General features: G+C 72.0%; 19 protein-coding genes. 13 read left to right on the plus strand and 6 right to left on the minus strand.

Annotated features, from left to right (window positions below; translation table 11 throughout):
• Positions 1-26: 26 nt before the first annotated feature.
• From BUS84_RS23970 to BUS84_RS24000, 7 genes are all read left to right on the plus strand, one after another.
• On the plus strand, positions 27-407 hold the full coding sequence (locus BUS84_RS23970) for a hypothetical protein (RefSeq protein ID WP_074315774.1): 381 nt from the start codon (positions 27-29) through the stop codon (positions 405-407).
• A 164-nt stretch (positions 408-571) separates the two neighbouring features.
• Positions 572-1,192, plus strand: coding sequence for a DUF4178 domain-containing protein (locus BUS84_RS23975; RefSeq protein WP_074315775.1), 621 nt, complete (start codon positions 572-574; stop codon positions 1,190-1,192).
• A 93-nt stretch (positions 1,193-1,285) separates the two neighbouring features.
• Positions 1,286-2,161, plus strand: a complete 876-nt coding sequence (locus tag BUS84_RS23980) for a hypothetical protein (RefSeq protein ID WP_074315776.1) — start codon at positions 1,286-1,288, stop codon at positions 2,159-2,161.
• 72 nt (positions 2,162-2,233) lie between these two features.
• On the plus strand, positions 2,234-2,899 hold the full coding sequence (locus BUS84_RS23985) for a hypothetical protein (RefSeq protein WP_074315777.1): 666 nt from the start codon (positions 2,234-2,236) through the stop codon (positions 2,897-2,899).
• A 9-nt stretch (positions 2,900-2,908) separates the two neighbouring features.
• A complete protein-coding gene (locus BUS84_RS23990; protein WP_074315778.1) occupies positions 2,909-3,718 on the plus strand; it encodes an SDR family NAD(P)-dependent oxidoreductase in 810 nt (269 codons plus the stop codon).
• Positions 3,719-3,887: 169 nt separating this feature from the next.
• The gene (pyrE, locus tag BUS84_RS23995; protein ID WP_074315779.1) at positions 3,888-4,427 is read left to right on the plus strand and encodes an orotate phosphoribosyltransferase; all 540 of its coding nucleotides are present in this window, start codon (positions 3,888-3,890) and stop codon (positions 4,425-4,427) included.
• Between the two features lie 57 nt (positions 4,428-4,484).
• Positions 4,485-4,862: an ArsR/SmtB family transcription factor gene (locus tag BUS84_RS24000; RefSeq protein WP_007454255.1), complete on the plus strand. Its 378-nt coding sequence runs from the start codon at positions 4,485-4,487 to the stop codon at positions 4,860-4,862.
• Between the two features lie 170 nt (positions 4,863-5,032).
• On the opposite strand, the gene BUS84_RS24005 is transcribed toward BUS84_RS24000, so the two are convergent.
• Both BUS84_RS24005 and BUS84_RS24010 read right to left on the minus strand, forming a co-directional pair.
• A complete protein-coding gene (locus tag BUS84_RS24005; RefSeq protein WP_074315780.1) occupies positions 5,033-5,854 on the minus strand; it encodes a DedA family protein in 822 nt (273 codons plus the stop codon).
• A gap of 142 nt (positions 5,855-5,996) precedes the next feature.
• Positions 5,997-7,586: an LPXTG cell wall anchor domain-containing protein gene (locus BUS84_RS24010; protein ID WP_074315781.1), complete on the minus strand. Its 1,590-nt coding sequence runs from the start codon at positions 7,584-7,586 to the stop codon at positions 5,997-5,999.
• A gap of 180 nt (positions 7,587-7,766) precedes the next feature.
• Here BUS84_RS24010 and BUS84_RS24015 point away from each other — a divergent pair, with 180 nt between their 5' ends.
• Both BUS84_RS24015 and BUS84_RS24020 read left to right on the plus strand, forming a co-directional pair.
• The gene (locus BUS84_RS24015; protein ID WP_074315782.1) at positions 7,767-8,252 is read left to right on the plus strand and encodes a SigE family RNA polymerase sigma factor; all 486 of its coding nucleotides are present in this window, start codon (positions 7,767-7,769) and stop codon (positions 8,250-8,252) included.
• Complete coding sequence (locus BUS84_RS24020) at positions 8,249-9,313, plus strand: LCP family protein (protein ID WP_074315783.1); 1,065 nt, start codon at positions 8,249-8,251, stop codon at positions 9,311-9,313. The genes BUS84_RS24015 and BUS84_RS24020 overlap by 4 nt, the downstream gene beginning before the upstream one ends.
• Positions 9,314-9,331: 18 nt before the next feature.
• On the opposite strand, the gene BUS84_RS24025 is transcribed toward BUS84_RS24020, so the two are convergent.
• On the minus strand, positions 9,332-9,544 hold the full coding sequence (locus BUS84_RS24025; RefSeq protein ID WP_074315785.1) for a hypothetical protein: 213 nt from the start codon (positions 9,542-9,544) through the stop codon (positions 9,332-9,334).
• A 121-nt stretch (positions 9,545-9,665) separates the two neighbouring features.
• On the opposite strand from BUS84_RS24025, the gene BUS84_RS24030 reads away from it, so the two are divergent.
• A complete protein-coding gene (locus BUS84_RS24030; RefSeq protein ID WP_074315787.1) occupies positions 9,666-10,049 on the plus strand; it encodes a phage holin family protein in 384 nt (127 codons plus the stop codon).
• Between the two features lie 161 nt (positions 10,050-10,210).
• Positions 10,211-11,236, plus strand: a complete 1,026-nt coding sequence (gene fbaA / locus BUS84_RS24035; RefSeq protein ID WP_074315789.1) for a class II fructose-bisphosphate aldolase — start codon at positions 10,211-10,213, stop codon at positions 11,234-11,236.
• Between the two features lie 90 nt (positions 11,237-11,326).
• Here the strand turns inward: fbaA and BUS84_RS24040 are convergent, their stop codons facing one another.
• Positions 11,327-12,520 (minus strand): LOG family protein, encoded by a 1,194-nt coding sequence (locus BUS84_RS24040; RefSeq protein WP_208869726.1) that lies wholly within the window; start codon positions 12,518-12,520, stop codon positions 11,327-11,329.
• A 248-nt stretch (positions 12,521-12,768) separates the two neighbouring features.
• Between BUS84_RS24040 and BUS84_RS24045 the strand changes: the two genes are divergently transcribed.
• Positions 12,769-13,197 carry a DUF3151 domain-containing protein gene (locus BUS84_RS24045; RefSeq protein ID WP_074315794.1) on the plus strand — a complete coding sequence of 143 codons (429 nt, stop codon included), beginning with the start codon at positions 12,769-12,771 and terminating at the stop codon, positions 13,195-13,197.
• A 51-nt stretch (positions 13,198-13,248) separates the two neighbouring features.
• On the opposite strand, the gene BUS84_RS41335 is transcribed toward BUS84_RS24045, so the two are convergent.
• Both BUS84_RS41335 and BUS84_RS24055 read right to left on the minus strand, forming a co-directional pair.
• Complete coding sequence (locus tag BUS84_RS41335; protein ID WP_074315796.1) at positions 13,249-15,750, minus strand: chromosome partitioning protein; 2,502 nt, start codon at positions 15,748-15,750, stop codon at positions 13,249-13,251.
• A 71-nt stretch (positions 15,751-15,821) separates the two neighbouring features.
• Complete coding sequence (locus tag BUS84_RS24055; RefSeq protein WP_074315799.1) at positions 15,822-16,901, minus strand: diacylglycerol kinase family protein; 1,080 nt, start codon at positions 16,899-16,901, stop codon at positions 15,822-15,824.
• Between the two features lie 124 nt (positions 16,902-17,025).
• On the opposite strand from BUS84_RS24055, the gene BUS84_RS24060 reads away from it, so the two are divergent.
• The gene (locus tag BUS84_RS24060) at positions 17,026-18,315 is read left to right on the plus strand and encodes an adenylosuccinate synthase (RefSeq protein WP_074315801.1); all 1,290 of its coding nucleotides are present in this window, start codon (positions 17,026-17,028) and stop codon (positions 18,313-18,315) included.
• The last annotated feature ends 153 nt before the right edge of the window (positions 18,316-18,468 follow it).

An 18,468-nucleotide genomic window follows, 5' to 3' on the forward strand; every position in this document is an offset into this window, starting at 1 on the left:
TGGGGTCGGCGGGGAAAGGATGGTGCATGTTCGGCATCGGGAAGAAGTGGGAACGGGAACTGGGCGCCGCCGTCGACGAGTTGGTGGGGGCCGACACGCTCGCCTTCGGTGGCGTCGGCTTCGCCGGCGCGCTGCTGCCGGTGACCGAGGCGTACCAACGCATCGAGGCCGCCCTCGACGACCACCCCGAGGAGGTACGCCGGCAGCTCGACCGGGTGCTGGCCGAAGGCTCACCCGCAGGCCGGGCGTACGCGGCCACGCTGCTGGAGCGGATCGACCCGACGGCGGCCAGGACGGTCTGGACGTCACTGCGGGACGACCCGACCGAGTTCACCACCTTCGTCGGCTGCGTGATGGGGCGCACCACCCTCGGCGACTACGCCACCCGACGACTCGCCGCAGCATGATCCATCCGCCGATCGGGGGACCACTCGATCCGTCCACAGTGCCGGCGACCACGGCGGGCGACACCCCGGCCGCCGTCAGTAGCTGAGCTTTCCGTCACGACGCGAGTCGCTCCGGTGTCGGCGGTTGTTACCGTCTGCGCCGACGTACCTGGGGAGGTGGTCGGGTGGACGGGTCGGTGACGTACCTGGTGGCGGCGGTGGCCGTACTCGCGGTGGTCGTGTTCGTGATCGTCGTGTGGGCCCGGCGGCGGGCGGCGACCCGGCCCGGCGGCGCGCGGCCCGCCGGACGGCCGGCGCGCGGCCGCGCGGCGGAGCCGCTGCGCGGTGGTCCGCACCGTCTGGCCCCGGGCGACCGCGTGCGGATCCGCGAGCGGGAGTACGCGGTGAGCGGCACGATCCGCCTGGTCGAGGGGGACTGGAGTTGGGTGCAGCACCTGCTCGACGACGCCTCCGGCACTCGCCACCGGTTGTCGGTGGAGGACGGCCCCGACCTGGAGTTGGTGCTCTGGACCGCTGAACCCGGCGCGACCGTCACCCCGGGCGCCCCCACCATCGACCTCGGCGGGCGGCGCTACACCTGGGCCGAGACCGGGCAGTCGCGCTACACCGCCATCGGGGAGACCGGGCTGCCGGCGGCCGGGACGATGCGCTACCACGACTACCAGTCCGGCGGCGGCGCGCGGCTCTCCTTCGAGGCGTACGGCGAAGAGGGCTGGCGGGTCGCCCGCGGCGACCTGCTCGACCCCACCGAGCTGACGATCCGACCCACCGCCGAAGAGCGCTGAGCCGGACCCCACGGGCGCGCCGGGATCGCCACGGCATGCCAGAGTGGTCAGTTGTCGGTACGGTGTGGGCCCGATCTCAAGGGAAGGAGAATCGTGGTCGATTCCCAGAGCACGCCGGCCCGTCAGCGGCCATCAATCGTGACGATTTCCAGCTACCTGCTCTTCCTGTTCCTGGCGTGCCAGGTGATCAGTCTGATCCTCACACTCGCCACCATCGGCAAGACCCGTGACGTGCTCCGCGAGGCGTACGAGGGCAGTTCCGTCGACGGCGCCGAGCAGGTTGCGGACTTCTTCTTCGCCTTCGGCCTCGGCAGCAGCATCCTGCTGCTCCTGCTCGCGGTCACCCTGGCCGTGCTGGCCCTGCTCAACAACCAGGGCCGCAACGGCGCCCGGATCGCCACCTGGATCATCGGCGGCATCATGGTCTGCTGCGTGGGCGGCACCCTGCTCAGCGGGGCCGCCGGCAGCTTCACCACCGGCGGGAACACCGGCGGTGACATGCCGAGCGGCGAGGAGATCCAGCGTCGGCTGGACGAGGCGCTGCCCTCCTGGATCACCCCGGTCAGCCTCGTGCTCGGCGTGATCAGCCTGCTCGCGCTGCTCGCGGCGCTGATCCTGCTGGCGCTTCCGAAGGCCAACGAGTTCTTCCGCAAGCCCGCCGCGGCTTGGGAGCCGCCGACCCCGGGCGCCAGCTACCCGGGTTACCCGCAGGCGCCGGGTCAGCCGGGTTACCCGCAGGCGCCGGGTCAGCCGGGTTACCCGCAGGCGCCGGGTCAGCCGGGTTACCCGCAGGCCCCCGGCCAGCCGGGCTACCCGTCGAGCGGCGAGCCGGGCTACCCGTCGACGCCGGGCCAGACGCCCGGGTCGGAGCCGGGTTACCCGCCGCCGGCCGGCCCGTCCGGCACGAACCGGCCGGACGACACGCCGCCGGCCGACCGTCCCGGGCCGACCCCGCCGTCGACGAGTTGACCGCTCGATAACCACGACGCCGTCGATCCCTCCGAGTAGGTTGCAACCCGACGCCTACCGGAGGGATTCGTCGTGTCGTACCCGGAATCGGCACCGGCCCGCCGGCCCGCCGTGGTCCTGCTGGCCACGGCCGTGCTGCTGGTGATGGCGGTCGCCGCACTCGCGTACACCGTCGTCGACCTGGCGGTGCTCGGCCGCACGGTCGACGCCTTCCGCTCCGCCGCCCGCGACACCTCAGCGACTCCGCAGCAGATCGACGACGTGGTGACCCTGCTGCGCGCGTCCGCGGCGGTGTCGGCGGTGGTGGCCGCGCTCTCCGCGGTGGTGCTCGCCGGCCTGGCCCTCGGGCTGCTGGCGGGTCGTGCCGGTGTCCGGGTGGCCACCTGGGTGGTCTGCGGGCTCGGCCTGCTCGCCGGCTGCTGCAGCGTGGCGGTGCTCATCGGCGAACGGGCCGCGCCGCTGCGGCTGGGCGCCGGTGAGCGGGCCACCGCCGAGTTGCTGGGCCTGATTGCTGACGCGTACCCGTCGTGGTGGATCCCGCTCAACGCGGGGCTTTCCGTTGGACAGGGCCTCGGTTACCTTGTGGTAGCTACGCTGCTGGCCCTGCCGGCGGCCAACGCCTGGTTCGGTCGGCACCGCCTGACAGCGCCGACCGTGCCGTCCGCTCCACCCGGGTTCCCACCCGCCCCGCACCAGCCCCCGCCGGCGCAGACCGCGCCCCCGTACCCGCCCAGGTGAGGACCGCCCGTGACGCTCGACCCCGCGACCGCCGAGCGACGGGCCCTGATCACCGGCGCCACCGCCGGCATCGGCGCTGCGTTCACCCGCCGGCTGGCCGCTGACGGCTGGCACCTGGTGCTGGTCGCCCGGGACGCGGGCCGGTTGACCGAGCTGGCCGCCGAGCTGGGTTCCCGACACGGCCGCGAGGTGGAGACGATATCGGCGGACCTGTCCACCGACGACGGCTGCGCCGTGGTGGAGCAGCGGCTCACCGGCGGCAGCCCCGTGCACCTGCTGGTCAACAACGCCGGGATCAGCCTGAACAAACCGTTCCTGCGTTCCTCCGCGGAAGATGAGGCCCGCCTGCTGCGGCTCAACGTGCACGCGGTCATGCGGCTGACCCTGGCGGCGCTGCGTCCGATGACCGAACGGCGCGACGGGGCAGTGATAAATGTCTCTTCAGTTGCCGGATTCGGCGCGGTGATGCCGGGATCGACCTACTCGGCCAGCAAGGCGTGGGTCACCAATTTCAGCGAGTCCGTGGGCCAGTCGGCACGCCCGTTCGGCGTCCGGGTGATGGCCCTGTGCCCCGGCTACACCCGTACGGAGTTCCATCAGCGGGCCGGCATCAACATGTCGAAGACGCCGGAGTGGATGTGGCTACGGGCCGAGGATGTGGTCGACGAAGCCTTGCGTGACCTGGGCAAAGGCAAGTTGGTCAGCATTCCGGCGTGGAAGTACAAAGTGGCCGTCGCCGGTCTGCGGCACGCGCCGCGCAGGCTGCTCCAGGCGGTCGCAAGGGACACCCGCGGCAGGATCGGTCGCGACGAGCGCTGAGCCTCCACGGGCCGCGCGGTGTCTCGGCACCAGCGCGGGGACGTTGGCTCGCCGCAACCGGGCCGATTGCTGAGCGTAGTCGAACATCGCCAACCATCTGTCCCCCACCGGGCTGATCAGGGTGGACCCCGCACACGGCGTTCAGACTTGCGCAGTAACCTCTATCGCCATGGGGGACCACGACGACCTGCGTAAATTCATTACCGACCTGGCTGTGGTCCACGGACGGGTCGTGCTCTCCTCGGGGCGGGAGGCAGACTGGTACGTCGATCTGCGTCGCGTCACGCTCCATCACCAGGCCGCTCCATTGGTCGGCCGGGTGCTGCTCGACCTCACCGCCGATTGGAAGTACGACGCCGTCGGCGGGCTCACCCTGGGCGCGGACCCTGTCGCGCTCTCGATGCTGCACGCCGCTGCTCCGACCGGTCGGGCCCTGGACGCCTTTGTGGTGCGAAAGACGGGTAAGGCCCACGGTCTACAACGGCGGATCGAGGGACCGGAGGTGGTCGGCCGCCGAGTGTTGGCGGTGGAGGATACGTCCACGACAGGCGGAAGTGTGTTGACCGCGGTCGAGGCGCTTCGTGAGGCCGGAGCCGAAGTCGTTGGCGTGGCGGTTATTGTTGATCGAGGTGCCGGCGACGCGGTGCGAGCCGCCGGATTGCCGTACCGGGCGGCCTATACGTTGGCTGACCTCGGCCTTGTGGCGTAAAAGTTTGCCGATTCGGATCTGCTGATATGCAGGCGGATCGATGCTGCTGGTGGAAGGATGGAATACGTGGGAACTGCGTTGGCCGAAATGACTATGCCTCAGATCTCGCCGCTTGCCGGTGAGCCGATCGAACGTGCCGATGCCGAGCGTCTCGCGGGGGTCCTCAAGGCCCTTGCCGATCCCGCTCGGTTGCGGCTGCTCAGCCTGATCCAGTCGGCCCCTGAGGGCGAGGCGTGCGTCTGTGACCTGACGGCGCCGCTCGGCCTCTCTCAGCCGACGGTCAGTCACCACCTGCGTATCCTCACCGAGGCCGGCTTGCTGGAGCGGGAGAAGCGCGGTGTCTGGGCGTACTACCGGCTGGTCCCGAGTGCGATCGCGACGATCGCCGACCTGCTGACCCCGCCGCGCAAGCGGGCCACCAAGAAGGCCCGCTGAAGCAGGCGCTGCACACCGTCCCGCGCCGGGATGGTGTTCGGTGGCGAGCCAGGGGTGGCGCCACCGCTCGGTGACGCCTGCTCGTCCCCGGCTGCACCGCCGGAGGTCGGGTCCGACATGCCGACGGCCGACCCCCTCACCAGGGGGCCGGCCGTCGTCGTACCCGGGGTTCAGCGCTCCTGGCCGTGCTCCGGACGCTGGCGGCCGTGCGGGTGCTCGTCGTGGTCGAACGTCTCGCGGACTGCTTCGACCGCGCCGACGGCACTGGCCGCCGCGATCACCGCGACCGCCTCGCCGCGCTTGCGGGCCCGCCGGTCGCGGAGGAACTCGAAGAAGATCGGCAGCACCGAGATCACGATGATCAGGGCCACCACCGGCAGGATGTAGTGGTCGATCTTGTCCCCGATGGCCTGGTAGATCTGCTCCGCCAGCAGGTAGCCGATCAGTAGGATGCCGTCCACCCAGAGCACCGCGCCGACGATGTTCCAGAGCAGGAACTGCCGGGCCGGCATGCCGAGCGCGCCGGCGACCGGGTTGAGGAAGGTCCGGACGATCGGGATGAAGCGGGCCAGCACCACGGCCTTCGCCGGGCCGAACTTCTGGAAGTAGTACTCCGCCTTTTCCACGTACTCCTTCTTGAAGAGCCGGGAGTTGGGCCGCTCGAACATCCGCCGGCCGTACCGCGCGCCGAGCCAGTGCCCCAGTTGGGCGCCGACGATCGCGCAGATCGGGCCGCCGATCAGCAGGCCGGCCAGGGAGAGCCGCGTGCCGTCGCCGAAGATGGCGTCCGCCACGGGCGAGGCGGCCACCCCGGCCAGGAACAGCAGCGAGTCGCCGGGGAAGAAGAAGCCCACCAGCAGACCGGTCTCGGCGAAGAGGATCACCCAGACGCCGATCAGCCCGAAGGTCTGCAACAGCTCCTTGGGATCGAGCGGGTTCAGGGCGACGCTCTCCGCGAGCGTGCGGGTCTTCTCAGCTGTGTCCACGGCCACAAAGGGTACCGAAGGCCGGGTCTCGTGCCGCGCCGGACCGTACCCACACCACCCGCTGGCGCATCCCCCGAGGCGAGGGGTGCCGCAACGACGGTGCCCCGCCGGCCGGGGGGTCGGCGGGGCACCGGTGGTGCGGGGTGGATCAGGCGACGAAGCGGGTCCGGCGGCGCTTGGCCACCAGGTAGCCGCCGACGCCCGCGGCGAGCAGCAGCGCGCCGATGCCGGCGATCAGGCCGGTGGACTGGCCGGTGATCGGCAGCGCACCGCCGTCGTCACCACCCTGGCCGCCGCCGTTGTCGCCATCGCCATCGCCGCCACCCGGGTTGCCGCCACCCGGGTTGCCGCCGCCCGGGTTGCCACCGCCCGTGGTGGTCGGGTTGATCACGATCTTGGCGGTGTCGTTCTTGCTGTTCGGGTCGCCGGCCAACCGCGCGCTGACGGCTCCCGAGGCGTCCGGGACGACCGTGTCGATCCGCAGGCCGAACTCGTACGGGTTCTCGAAGCCCTTCGGGCTCTCGGTGATCTGGCAGCCGTACTCCTTGGCGCCCGGCTCACCCCAGTTGCCGTCCCACTGGTCCCACTCCGCGTCCGTGGTGTACGGCTGGCATTCGCCGGAAACCTCCACCGCGGTGGTGCCCTCCGGGACCGTGACCCGGAACGCCGGACGGCCCTGGTACTCCAGCAGGGCCGGGCCGAGGTTCGTGACCGACGGCCGGACCTGGACGAGATCGCCCTTCTTGCCGCTGGCCGTGGCGCCCTTGACGCTGAGGTCAGCCTGGTTGTCGCCCGTCACCTTCACCGAGATGTCGGTGTAGTTGTTGTACATGTCCGGGTCGGTCTGCCGCTCCAGCGACTTGGCGTCGGACTGCTCCACCAGGCGCAGCTTGTCGCCGGTGCCCGGCTTGCCGTCCTGCGGCCAGTCGATGCTGTTCAGCTCCCAGTCGGCCTTGGTCCACCAGACGCTCGTCGCCAGCAGCTCCGCACCCGTCCGAACGTCCTCGTGGAGCTGGAAGGGCAGCTCGGCGGAGAGCCGGTAGCTCTTGCCCGGCTCCAGGTCCTCGTCGAAGGTGCAGAGCACCCCCATGTACTCGGCCGGCTTGCAGTTCGAGTAGTTACCCGCGTAGTCGACCAGGTAGTCGCCGTTCATCAGCAGCACCGCGCCCTGGCTGGTCGTCTCGCTGCCGTTGCGGACGGTCGCCGGCATGTCCAGCTTGCTGCCCGGAGCGCCGCTGACGCTGGCCTCCGGAACGGTCTGGAGATCGACGGCCTCGGCGACGGTGACGGTGGAGGTCGTGCTGGCCGTCTTGCCACCCGAGGTCATCGCGAACTTGAGCTGACCCTTCTGACCCGGCGTGGCCTCGTGCTTGCCGCTCACGTAGATGCCGAGCCACGGACCATCGTCCTCAGCGAACTCGGTCTCGCAGTGCACGACCTGGCCCGAGGTCTCGCACGCCCAGCCCCAGCCCTCGCCGGGCTCCTCCAGGACGGCGAAGTCGGCGATGCCGGAGAAGTCGAGGTCGAACGTGGTGTGGCCGAACTGGTGCGGCTGCTCCGAGTTGGTCGGCGCGGCATAGACGTACGCGAAGCCGTAGTGGTCCGGGGCGACCAGGATGTCCTGGGCGACGATCTCGAAGGGGTCTTCGGCGGCGACGGCCGGGCTGGCGGAGGCGGCGACGAACGCGCCTGCTACGCCCAGTCCGGCGAGCCAGCGCCGGGTGGAGTGGGTGAGCATGAGGGGGGTTCCTCCATTGGGGGATTCAGGTGGAGCCTGCGGATCCTAAGGAATCGCTAAGGTTGACCGCCGTCCCGACCGCAGCCCGGATACCAAGACCAGCCGAAAGGTTGATCGGCGTCACCGCAACGTTCGATCGCTCCGCCTCCGTCATCTGAGGCAGGAGCCCCGGGAGGTGCAGTGACGTACGAGGAGTTCGCGGACACGCGACTGGCCCCGCTGCTGCGGTACGCGGTGATGCTCACCGGCGATCCGCACCAGGCGCAGGATCTGGTGCAGGAGACGATGGTCCGGGTCCAGCTCAACTGGCGGCGGGTAGCCCAGGCGGACTCACCGGAGCGCTATGTCCGGCGGATGCTCACCAACCAGTACGTCGACTGGCGGCGCGGCTCCTGGATGCGCCGGGTGCTGCTGCGCGGGGAACCCGACGAGGCGGTGCCGGCACCCGTCGACCACGCCCAGTCCGCCGTGGACCGGGACCAGATCTGGTCCTGGCTGTCCCGGCTGCCACGTCGGCAGCGGGCCACCCTGGTGCTGCGCTACTACGAGGACCTGCCCGACGCCGAGATCGCCGACATCCTCGGCTGCGCCGTCGGGACCGTACGTTCGTCCATCTCCCGCGCCCTGGCCACGCTCCGGGCCGAGTACGTGGAGGCCTGCTCATGATCGAGGACGACCTGCGCGCCGCGTTCGCCCGGCACGAGCCGTTGACGCCGCCGACCGGCCCACTGCGGGCCGCGATCGACCGGCTGGCGACCAGGCGCCGGCGACGTCGCCAACGCTGGCGGGCCGGTGGTGCCGCGCTGGCCCTGCTCGGCGTACTGGGGATCGGGGTGCCCCTGTTCACCCCGGATCGTTCCGGCCCGCCGCAGGCCGCCGAGTTGCTCGGCGAGTCGGGCCGGCCAGCGCCGACGGGCGCGGTGACCATCCTGCTGCTCGGCATCGACAGCCAGACGTCCCGCCCACCGTTGGCCGATTCGGTGCTGCTGGTGCACATCCCGGCCGACCGCAGCCGTCCCTACCTGGTCTCGCTGCCGCGTGATCTGAAGGTGCGGATCCCCGGCCGCGGAACCGACAAGTTGAACACCGCGTTCCCGTTCGGGGCCGGACTCGAGCGGCCGGACCTGACCAAGGGCTACGAGCTGACCCGGCGGACGGTGGCCGAGCTGACCGGGGCCGGGGTGGAGAGCGGCTTCGTGCTGACGTTCTCCGCGCTGCGCACGCTGACCGACGCGGTGGACGGGGTGCCGGTCTGCCTCCCCCAGGGGGTCCGATCGGTCCACACCGGGCGGCTCTTCCCGGCCGGCTGTCAGCGTCTCGACGGCGCTGCCTCGGTCGACCTGCTCCGCCAGCGACGCGGGCTGGCCCAGGGCAGTCAGGACCGGGACCACAACGCCCGGCTCTTCGCCGCCGGTCTGGTCCGCCAGGTCAGAGAACAGGGCGTGCTCACCGACCCGGTACGACTCTCCAAGCTGCTGGGCGCCATTGGCCCGGACCTCGCGGCGGCGTCCGACGGAGTCACCATGCTGGACCTGATGCGGCTCGTCCCCACACTGCGATCGGTCGACCCGGTCGGGCTCAGCCTGCCGATCAGCGAGCCGACCGGCCGGGACCAGTACCTGCACGCCGACCCGGCGCTCGCCCCGGAGTTCCTGACCGCGCTACGCGAGGATCGGCTCGGCGAATGGGCGGCCCGCCACCCGGAGCGGGTCGACCCCGCCGGCTGACGCTCCTGGGGCGCGGCGTCAGCGGTAGTCGTCGTCGTCCCCGGTGACCACCCGGGCCTGCTCCATCGCGTCCCAGTCGTCGACCTCGAGGCCGCGTTGCGGCTCCCCGTCGACGTCGGTGGGGTCGACCACCGCGGCCTGCTCGACCGCGTCGGCCGGATCCGCCTCGGGGTCACGTTCGTCCGCGGCGAGGTGGTCGCCGGGGGTGAAGTCCTCATCGGGCTGACCCATCGTTCCTCCCGGGGGCTCGGTGCACGGTTGCCACCCACCGTACGGGCTGTGCCGGTGCCGCGCGGAAGTCGAGTCGGCCGAATCACCCGTGGGCGGCGCGACCCGATGCCAGGATGGGGCCGTGGGCTTCCTCATCCGGCTGGCGATCACCGCGGTCGCGTTGTGGGTGACCACGCTGATCGTGCCCGGGGTCGACGTGCACGGCCGCACGGGTGCCAACACCGTGCTCACGCTGATCGTCGTCGCGCTGATCTTCGGCGTGATCAACGCGGTGCTCAAACCGGTGATCAAGGTGGTCGGCTGCGTGTTCTACCTGCTGACCCTGGGCCTGTTCGCGCTGGTGGTCAACGCGCTGCTGTTCCTGCTCACCGACCGGATCGCCCGCGGGCTCGACCTACCGTTCCAGGTGGACGGTTTCTGGGCGGCGTTCTGGGGAGCCATCGTGATGACCATCGTCACCTGGCTGATCAGCGTCATCGTGCCGGACCGCCTGGACAACCGGTGACCGGATCCCCGCCACGGCCCGACGGGTGGGCGAGGGCCGGGTCGGTTGTTTCGGCGCACCTCACTTGCGGGATACTGCCGGACGGAGGACAGCGCGGTCCGGCGCACCCGTGAACAACAGCGGCCAGCACGGCCGAGAGTGGTAAGTAAGGAGCGTTCGACATGCCCATCGCTTCCCCCGAGGCTTACGCGGAGATGCTGGACCGCGCCAAGGCTGGCCGGTACGCGTACCCCGCGATCAACGTGACCTCCTCCCAGACGCTGAACGCGGCGCTCAAGGGCTTCACCGACGCGGAGAGCGACGGCATCATCCAGGTCTCCACCGGTGGCGCCGAGTACCTCTCCGGCCCGTCGATCAAGGACATGGTCACCGGCGCGGTGGCGTTCGCCGCGTACGCGCACGAGGTGGCCAAGAAGTACCCGGTCAACATCGCGCTGCACACCGACCACTGCCCGAAGGACAAGCTGGACGGCTTCGTCCGGCCCCTGATGGGCATCTCGCAGGAGCGGGTGAAGCGCGGCGAGCAGCCGCTGTACCAGTCGCACATGTGGGACGGCTCGGCCGTGCCGGTGGCGGAGAACCTGCAGATCGCCTCCCAGTTGCTCGACGAGGCCGCCAAGGGCAAGATCGTCCTTGAGATCGAGGTCGGCGTCGTCGGTGGCGAGGAGGACGGCGTCGAGAACGCCATCAACGACAAGCTCTACACCACCGTCGAGGATGGCCTGGCCATGGTCGAGGCGCTCGGCCTCGGCGAGAAGGGCCGCTACATGGCGGCGCTGACCTTCGGCAACGTGCACGGCGTCTACAAGCCCGGCAACGTCAAGCTCCGCCCGGAGATCCTCAAGCAGATCCAGGACGCGGTCGGCGCGAAGTACGGCAAGGACAAGCCGCTCAGCCTGGTCTTCCACGGCGGCTCGGGTTCCCTGCTCAGCGAGATCCGCGAGGCGCTGGACTACGGCGTGGTGAAGATGAACATCGACACCGACACCCAGTACGCCTTCACCCGGCCCGTCGCCGACCACATGCTCCGCAACTACGACGGCGTGCTGAAGATCGACGGCGAGGTCGGCAACAAGAAGCAGTACGACCCGCGTACCTGGGGCAAGGCCGCCGAGGCCGGCCTGGCCGCCCGGGTCGTCGAGGCGTGCGAGCACCTGCGCTCCACCGGCACCACGATGTCCAAGTAACGACGCACACCGACGGCCGGCTCTCCTCGGGGGAGCCGGCCGTCGCCGTTTCCGCGCGACGGCCCAGCCGGTGTTGAGAAGGGGCCCTTCCTACGTTGTCAGCAGGTGGACGGCCTCGCGGACGTCGTCGGTGAGGTGGATCGTCGCCGACAGGTCGCCGAACGGGGAGGCGGCCAGCAGCGGGCGCAACAGCGCCTCCACCGGCAGCTCCCGCGTCCAGTACGCGCGGTCGAGGAAGACGTAGGCGCCGCTGACACCGTCGGTGCCGTAGTACGTCTTGGTCGCCGCCTGGAACACCTCCTGCACCGTGCCCGCCCGTCCCGGGGCGAACACGATGCCACCCCGGGCGAGCCGCAGGATGGTGTCCTCCCGGATCGCGTTCGAGAAGTACTTGGCGATCCGCCCGGCGAACAGGTTCGCCGGCTCGTGCCCGTACAGCCAGGTCGGGATGGCCAGCCCACCGGCCCGCGCCCACCCCGCGTCGGCGCCGCGCTGCCGGGGTACGCCCGCGTACCGCTGCCGGACCGTCAGCGCCACGGCGGTGTACCGCTGGTGGTCGGTGAAGTCGGGCGCGGTGGCCAGCAGGTCGATCGCCGCGGTCAGCTCCGCCGCCGGATGGTCCGCCAGGTAGGCGCCGAGGTTCGCCGCCTCCATCACCCCGGGACCGCCGCCGGTCACCACCAGCCGGTCGGCCCGGGCCAGCTCCCAACCCAGCACTGCCGCCATCCGGTACGCCGGGCTGCCGCGCCGCACCGCGTGCCCGCCCATGATGCCCACCACCGACTGCGGCCCGTGCTCGGTCAGCCAGGCCCGGGTGGCGTCGGCCAGGGCGTTGTCCACGCCGTGGTCGTGCAGCCGCTGACCGAGAGCCTCCTTGACGTCCGGCAGCGCGCCGCCGTGCGCCCGGTAGTGCTCGTACACCCGGGTGTCGTACATCCCGGCGAACCCGCCCTCGACGAACCCGGCGGCCAGTTCCTCCGCGCTGTACAGGTGCGCCGGTTGGGTCGGGTACGGCAGCCCGGAAAACGGCGGCACCACGTTCGCGCCACGCCGGACCAGGTCGGCGCCGACCTCCCGGGAGGCGAACCGGCACCCGACGAAAAGGGTGCCGGTGACCTCGACGCCGGTCAGGTCGGGGACCGGGGCGAGGTCGAGGCGGAGCCCCTGCACGGTCAGCCCGGTCAGGCGGCCGGTGGCCAGCTGCTGGTCGAACTCGTCGCGGGTCTGGACCTCGTTGGCGTGCAGGTGCGGCTCGATGACGTCCGCGGGAGGTGGGGTCGGCACCGGGTCATCCTGCCCGCCCGCCGGGACCGGCCAAACCCCGGGCGGGGTGTGAACCGACAGGAGCCCGGTGGTCGTGGCCACCGGGCTCCTGCGTAACCGGGTCCTGGGGAGGCTCCGGACCATTAGTTGTAATGGAAAACACCTGGCGGCGGCATAGGCCGCAGGCGTGACCAACTCCTCAGCCGTTCAGCCGACCAGGTCGGCCGACCCGCTCGCGTGTCGCGCTGTCCAGCGGGTTGAATGGGGCGATGCAGAACCTTTTGCCAGAGCCACCGGCCACCCTCCTGCCCGCGAACCACGAGGCCGACGCAGCCCTGGCCGCCGCCGAACAGGCGGGCAGCGACCAGGCGTACGCCGAGGTGGCGGCCCGCTTCCCGACCTACAGCGCGGCCTGGGCGGAGCTCGCGGCCCGGTCGTTCGCGCAGGGCCAGGTGGTGACGGCGTACGCCTACGCGCGCACCGGCTACCACCGGGGTCTGGACCAACTGCGCCGTAGCGGCTGGAAGGGGCACGGCCCGGTGCCGTGGTCGCACGAGCCGAACCGCGGCTTCCTCCGCTGCCTGTACGTGCTCTCCCGGGCCGCCGACGAGATCGGCGAGGCCGACGAGGCGGCCCGCTGCGCCCAGTTCCTCCGCGACTGTGACCCGGCGGCGGCGGACGCGCTGGCCAGCAACTGACACCCGGCCCGACGGCCGGCCCGGCACCTGCGCCGGCCGGCCGTCGGCAGCCTAGAGACCCTCGGCGACCGCAGCGGCGATCTTGAGCCAGGCGTCCCGGGTGGCCGAGGAGAGCCCTCCGTACCGGATCGGCTCGCCGCTGTCGATGAGCCGCTCGTACGGTGCCAGCAGCACCGCCCTGGTCCGCGCCGCGAAGTGCTCCTGGATGGCCGGCAGGTCGATCTCCTTGCGGGACGGCGGCATCGACACCACCGTCACCGCCTGCCGGACCAGCCGTTGCCGGCCGCTCTGCTCGAGGTGGTCGAGCATCCGGGCGGCGGTCTCCGCCGAGTCGTTACGGGCGGACATGGTGACGACCAGTTGGTCGGTCGCGTCCATCGAGGCCTGCCAGTTCTGCGCCCGGACGTTGTTCCCCGTGTCCACGAAGATCAGCTTGTAGAACCGGCTGACCACCTCGCGGATCTCGGCGAACGCGGCTGCGGTGAGCATCTCGCCGCCGGTGGCCGACTCGTCCGAGGCGAGCACGTCGAACATCCCCTCGCCCTGCGAGCGGACGTACTGCGACAGGTCGCCGACCCGCCCGTGCGCACCCTGGAACTGCCCGAGGTCGCGCAACATGTCCCGCACCGTGCGCGAGTGGAAGTCCTGTTGGGCGCGCATCCCGAGAGTGCCCTGGGTCTCGTTGTTGTCCCAGGCCAGCACGTAGCCGCCGCGCTTCTGGCCGAACGTCATCGCGAGCAGCAGGATGGCCACCGTCTTTCCGGCGCCGCCCTTGGGGTTGACCACGGTCACCTGCCGCAGCCCGCCGAAGTTGCGGCGCACCATCTCGATGTCCCGCTTGAGTTCCTGCTCGTGCCGCCCGGGAGCGAGCCGGAGCAGCCCCATCTTGTTGACCACCGCGCGGACGCCCATCGTGGCCACCGGATCGGCGGGCCGTACCTGCCGGCGCCGGGCGAAGTCCTCCGCGGTCGGCGCCGCAGTGGTCTCCGGCTCCCAGGTGGCGTCCGGATAGCCGGTGGCCGGCACCCGGGTCACCCCCGCGGCCTCCTGATACGGCTGCGGCTGCGGCTGCGGTGGCGGGGCCCCGGGGGTGGCGCTCTGCTGCCAGGGCGGGGGATACCAGCCCGGCGACGGCGGGAACGGCCCCGGAGGCGGGGCCGCCGGGCCACCCGGCTGCGGCGCGGGGCCGCCGTGCGGCGGGTCGGCGAACTGCGTCGGATCGGGCGGGGGCGGGATCGGTGCCGGGCCGGCCTGACCGGGGATCGCCGGCGAGTACGACTGACCGGAGTACGTCTGACCGGGGTAGGCCTGGCCGGGGCCGGCGTGCGGGGCGGCCGGGCCGCCCGGGTGCGGTGGCTGGGGGACGGGCGGGGCGGGGACCGGCGGCGTTCCGGCGGCCGCCTCGTCGTGGGCGGTCCCGGTCGCGCCGGCCGGCCGCTGCGGCGGATACGCCCAGGGCGACTCGGCCGCCGGCCGTGCCGTTCCGGCCGCGGGTCCGTCCTCCCCGGCGCCAACCCCGCCAGCCCGGGTCCCCGCCGGCTCGGGCGTGGTGGGGTCCGCGGTAGCGGTTTCGTCTGCTGCCGGGTCGGCCGGGGCCGAGCGGTCGGCGGGCGCGGCGGCTGCCGCCGGGCGATCCAGGGTGAATGGCAGGTCCAGGTCGACGCCGCCCGGCGCGATCGGCGGGGCCGGGACGGCGACCGGGACTGGACCATCGGCCTGCCCCGGTGTCGCGCCCGACGCCGGGCTCTCCGCGCCGGTCGTGGGGCCCGCTCCCGACGCGGGGGCCTCCGCCCCGGGCGGAGTGCCCGCCTCCGATACGGGACCGGTTGCCTGGGGCCTAGGGCCGGCTGTCTCCGTCGTGGGGCCGGTTGCCTGGGACGTGGGCCCAGCTGCCTGGGGCGTGGGGCCGGCTGCCGCTCCGGTTGCCGCCGGCGTGTGGCTGGTTGGCTGGGGCGTGGGGACGGTTGCCTCCGGCAGGGCGTTGGGTGCCCACGGAGTGGGGTCGGCCGCCGCCGACGTGGTGCCTGCCGCCCCCGGCGGGACGTTCGTCGCCGCCGGCGCGGTGCTCGGTGTCGCGGCGCCGGACCCGGCATCGGTGGTCGACGGCGTGTGGGTGTCGCCGACTGCCGGGCCGGGGACGTCGGGGGCCGATGGGTCGGCCGGCGGTGGCCAACTCGGCTGGCCCGGGGCCCAGCCCGACGCGGTGCCGGAGGGGCCGGTGACGCCCCAGCCGCCGGGTGCCGGCACGGCACCCGTGAGCGACGGGTAGTCGGACGGTGACGGCGGGGTCAACGCCGCGGCCCCGGGCTGCCCGGGAACCGGCGGACGGCCCGTCGGCGGACGGCCCGTCGGCGGCGCGGCCACGGGCGGCAGCACCGTCGACGACGGCGTGGCCGATGGCGGGGCACCCCGCTGCTCGGAGATCGACGCCCATGGCGGTGCCGCAGCATCCGCGCCCCGGTCGGCCGGATCCGGTGGCCAGAGTGGTTCGATGTCCCGCTCCGGCACCGGCTGCTGGCCGGGCACCTGCGCCCGGTCGGCGTTCTCGTCCATTACGGTTCCTCCCCAGTCCTCCTGCGAGGATAGGCCCACCGGCCGACGAGGGCCGGCCGGCGCAGCCGGGGTCAGATCGACCAGACCGCCCAGGCGCCCGGTTCGATCCACCAGGAGCGCTTGCGGTTCAGCTCGCCCTCGACACCATCGTCGAGGTAGGGCACCTTCCCCTCCCTGGGCAGCACCGACACCGCCCGCCCGCGAGCCCGCCGCACCTCCAGGCGTACCCGCTTCCGGCCCAGCGCCGAGCGGACGACCACCGGCACGGCCACCGCGACCTCGACCTGGCCGTCGGCCGGATCCGGCGCGGCCAGCAGCGTCACGTCGTCGAGCGTCGCGTACCCGCCGGCGTTACCGATCGCACAGACCAGCAGCGGTTCGTCACCCTCGGTGAGAATGGTGTCGTCCACCTCGACCCGGGCACGCCAGTGCAGCGGCCGGCCGGCGTCGTCGGCGGCGCCGAGCAGGGCACCGTCCAGGGTCACCGAGCCGCCGTCGTTGCGCAGCAGGTCCAGCCGACGCGGCGTGCCGTCCAGCACCGCGGTGGCCACCGCAGCCGGGTCGCGGGGCAGCCCGAGCTGCGCGGCCAGGTCCTGGTGAGCGCCGCCGCGCGCCGGGTCGAGCGGGAGCACCGCCACCGGCGGCAGGTCGGGCAGGGTTCGGTCAGCGGGCAGATCCGCCGGGCGGCGGCTCGGCGCTGGCGCGTACCGCCGGACCAGCCGGCGCAGCACGGCGCGCAACTGCCCGTCGCTGGCCGTGGCGACGACCAGCCGGGTCTTGCCGTCCGGGTCAGGCCAGGTGAGACCGTCCGCGCGCGGCGGACCGTCGAGCCGGGATAACACCTCGTCGATCTCGGCGTCCGAGCGCGCGGTGACCGTCTGCACTCGGGCACCCCGGGCGTTCAGCGCGTCGACGCAGGCCAGCACCGGAACCCGGGGCCGCTCCGTGGCGCACCGTTCCGCATCGCCCCGCGCCGCACCGTCGGCACCGGTCGTGCCACCACCGGCCGCGCTGGTCGTTTCACCGCCGTCGGCACCGGTTGCCGGGTCGGTGTCGGCCCCGGTCGCACCGCCGCAGCAGGCACCGCCGCTGCCGCAGCCCCCGGGAGCGTCCCGCTCCGAACCGAGGGTGAGCAGCACCACGTCGTACACGGAAGGAGCCTCCTGCCTCTCGCCGCGACCCCTGCCGGCCGCGCCGTCACTACTTGTTAACCTGACACCCCGGGCTCGCCAACCGGTCGCCACCTGGCACCCGAGCCTTCTGGAGGCTGAAAAGATGCCAGCGATCGTGCTCATCGGCGCTCAGTGGGGCGACGAGGGCAAGGGCAAGGTTACCGACCTGCTGGGTGAGCGGGTCGACTACGTCGTGCGCTACTCCGGTGGCAACAACGCGGGCCACACGGTGATCACCCCGGACGGCCAGAAGTACGCACTGCACCTGATGCCCTCCGGTGCGCTCTCGCCGAGCGCGATGATCATCATCGGCAACGGCGTGGTGGTCGACCCGAAGGTGCTGCTCACCGAGATCGACGGGCTGGCCGAGCGGGGCGTGGACGTGTCCCGGTTGCGGATCTCCGGCGACGCGCACCTGATCATGCCGCACCACCGGGCGCTGGACCGGGTGATCGAGCGCTACCTCGGCTCGTCCCGGATCGGCACCACCGGCCGGGGCATCGGCCCGGCGTACGGCGACAAGGTCGCCCGGATCGGCATCCGGCTCCAGGACCTGCTCGACCCGGGCATCCTGCGCAAGAAGCTGGAACTCGCGCTGCGCGAGAAGAACCAGATCCTGTTCAAGGTCTACAACCGCAAGGCGATCGACCTCGACGCGACCGTCGAGGAGTACCTGGGGTACGCGGAGCGCCTCAAGCCGTACATCGCGGAGACCCGGGCGATGCTCTGGGACGCCCTGGACCGGCGCGAGACGGTACTGCTGGAGGGCGCCCAGGCCACCATGCTCGACATGGACCACGGCACGTACCCCTTCGTGACGTCGTCCAACCCGACGGCCGGCGGCGCCTGCGTGGGCGCCGGCATCCCGCCGACCGCGATCACCAAGGTGATCGCGGTGAGCAAGGCGTACACCACCCGGGTCGGCGCGGGCCCGTTCCCGACCGAACTGTTCGACGCCAACGGCGAACACCTTCGCAAGATCGGCGCGGAGTACGGCACCACCACCGGGCGGGAACGCCGGTGCGGGTGGTTCGACGCTGTCGTCGCCCGGTACGCCTGCCGCCTCAACGGCGTCACCGACCTGGTCATCACCAAGCTGGACGTGCTCACCGGGCTGCCCAAGGTGCCGATCTGCGTCGGCTACGAGATCAACGGCGTCCGGGTCGACGACATGCCGATGAGCCAGACGGACTTCCACCACGCCAAGCCCGTCTACGAGGAGCTCGACGGCTGGTGGGAAGACATCACGAAGGCCCGCACCCCTGACGAGCTGCCGGAGAACGCCCGCCGCTACATCGCCCGCGTCGAGGAGCTCTGCAACACCAAGGTGAGCGTCGTAGGCGTAGGCCCCGGCCGCGACGAAAACGTCCTCCTCCACCCCCTCCTCCCCTAACCACCTCCCCCCCGGACCCCCCGGCCCGCCCCCCGGGCGGCTCTCCGCGTTGATCATGAAGTTATTGGCCGCTGCGTCGGCGTGTCGCGGCAATAACTTCATGATCAACGTGAGCTAGTCGCGCGGTTTTCCACAGGGTGGGTTTGGTTGTCC

The sequence above is a fragment of the Micromonospora cremea genome (assembly GCF_900143515.1).
GTDB classification, from domain to species: Bacteria; Actinomycetota; Actinomycetes; order Mycobacteriales; family Micromonosporaceae; genus Micromonospora; species Micromonospora cremea.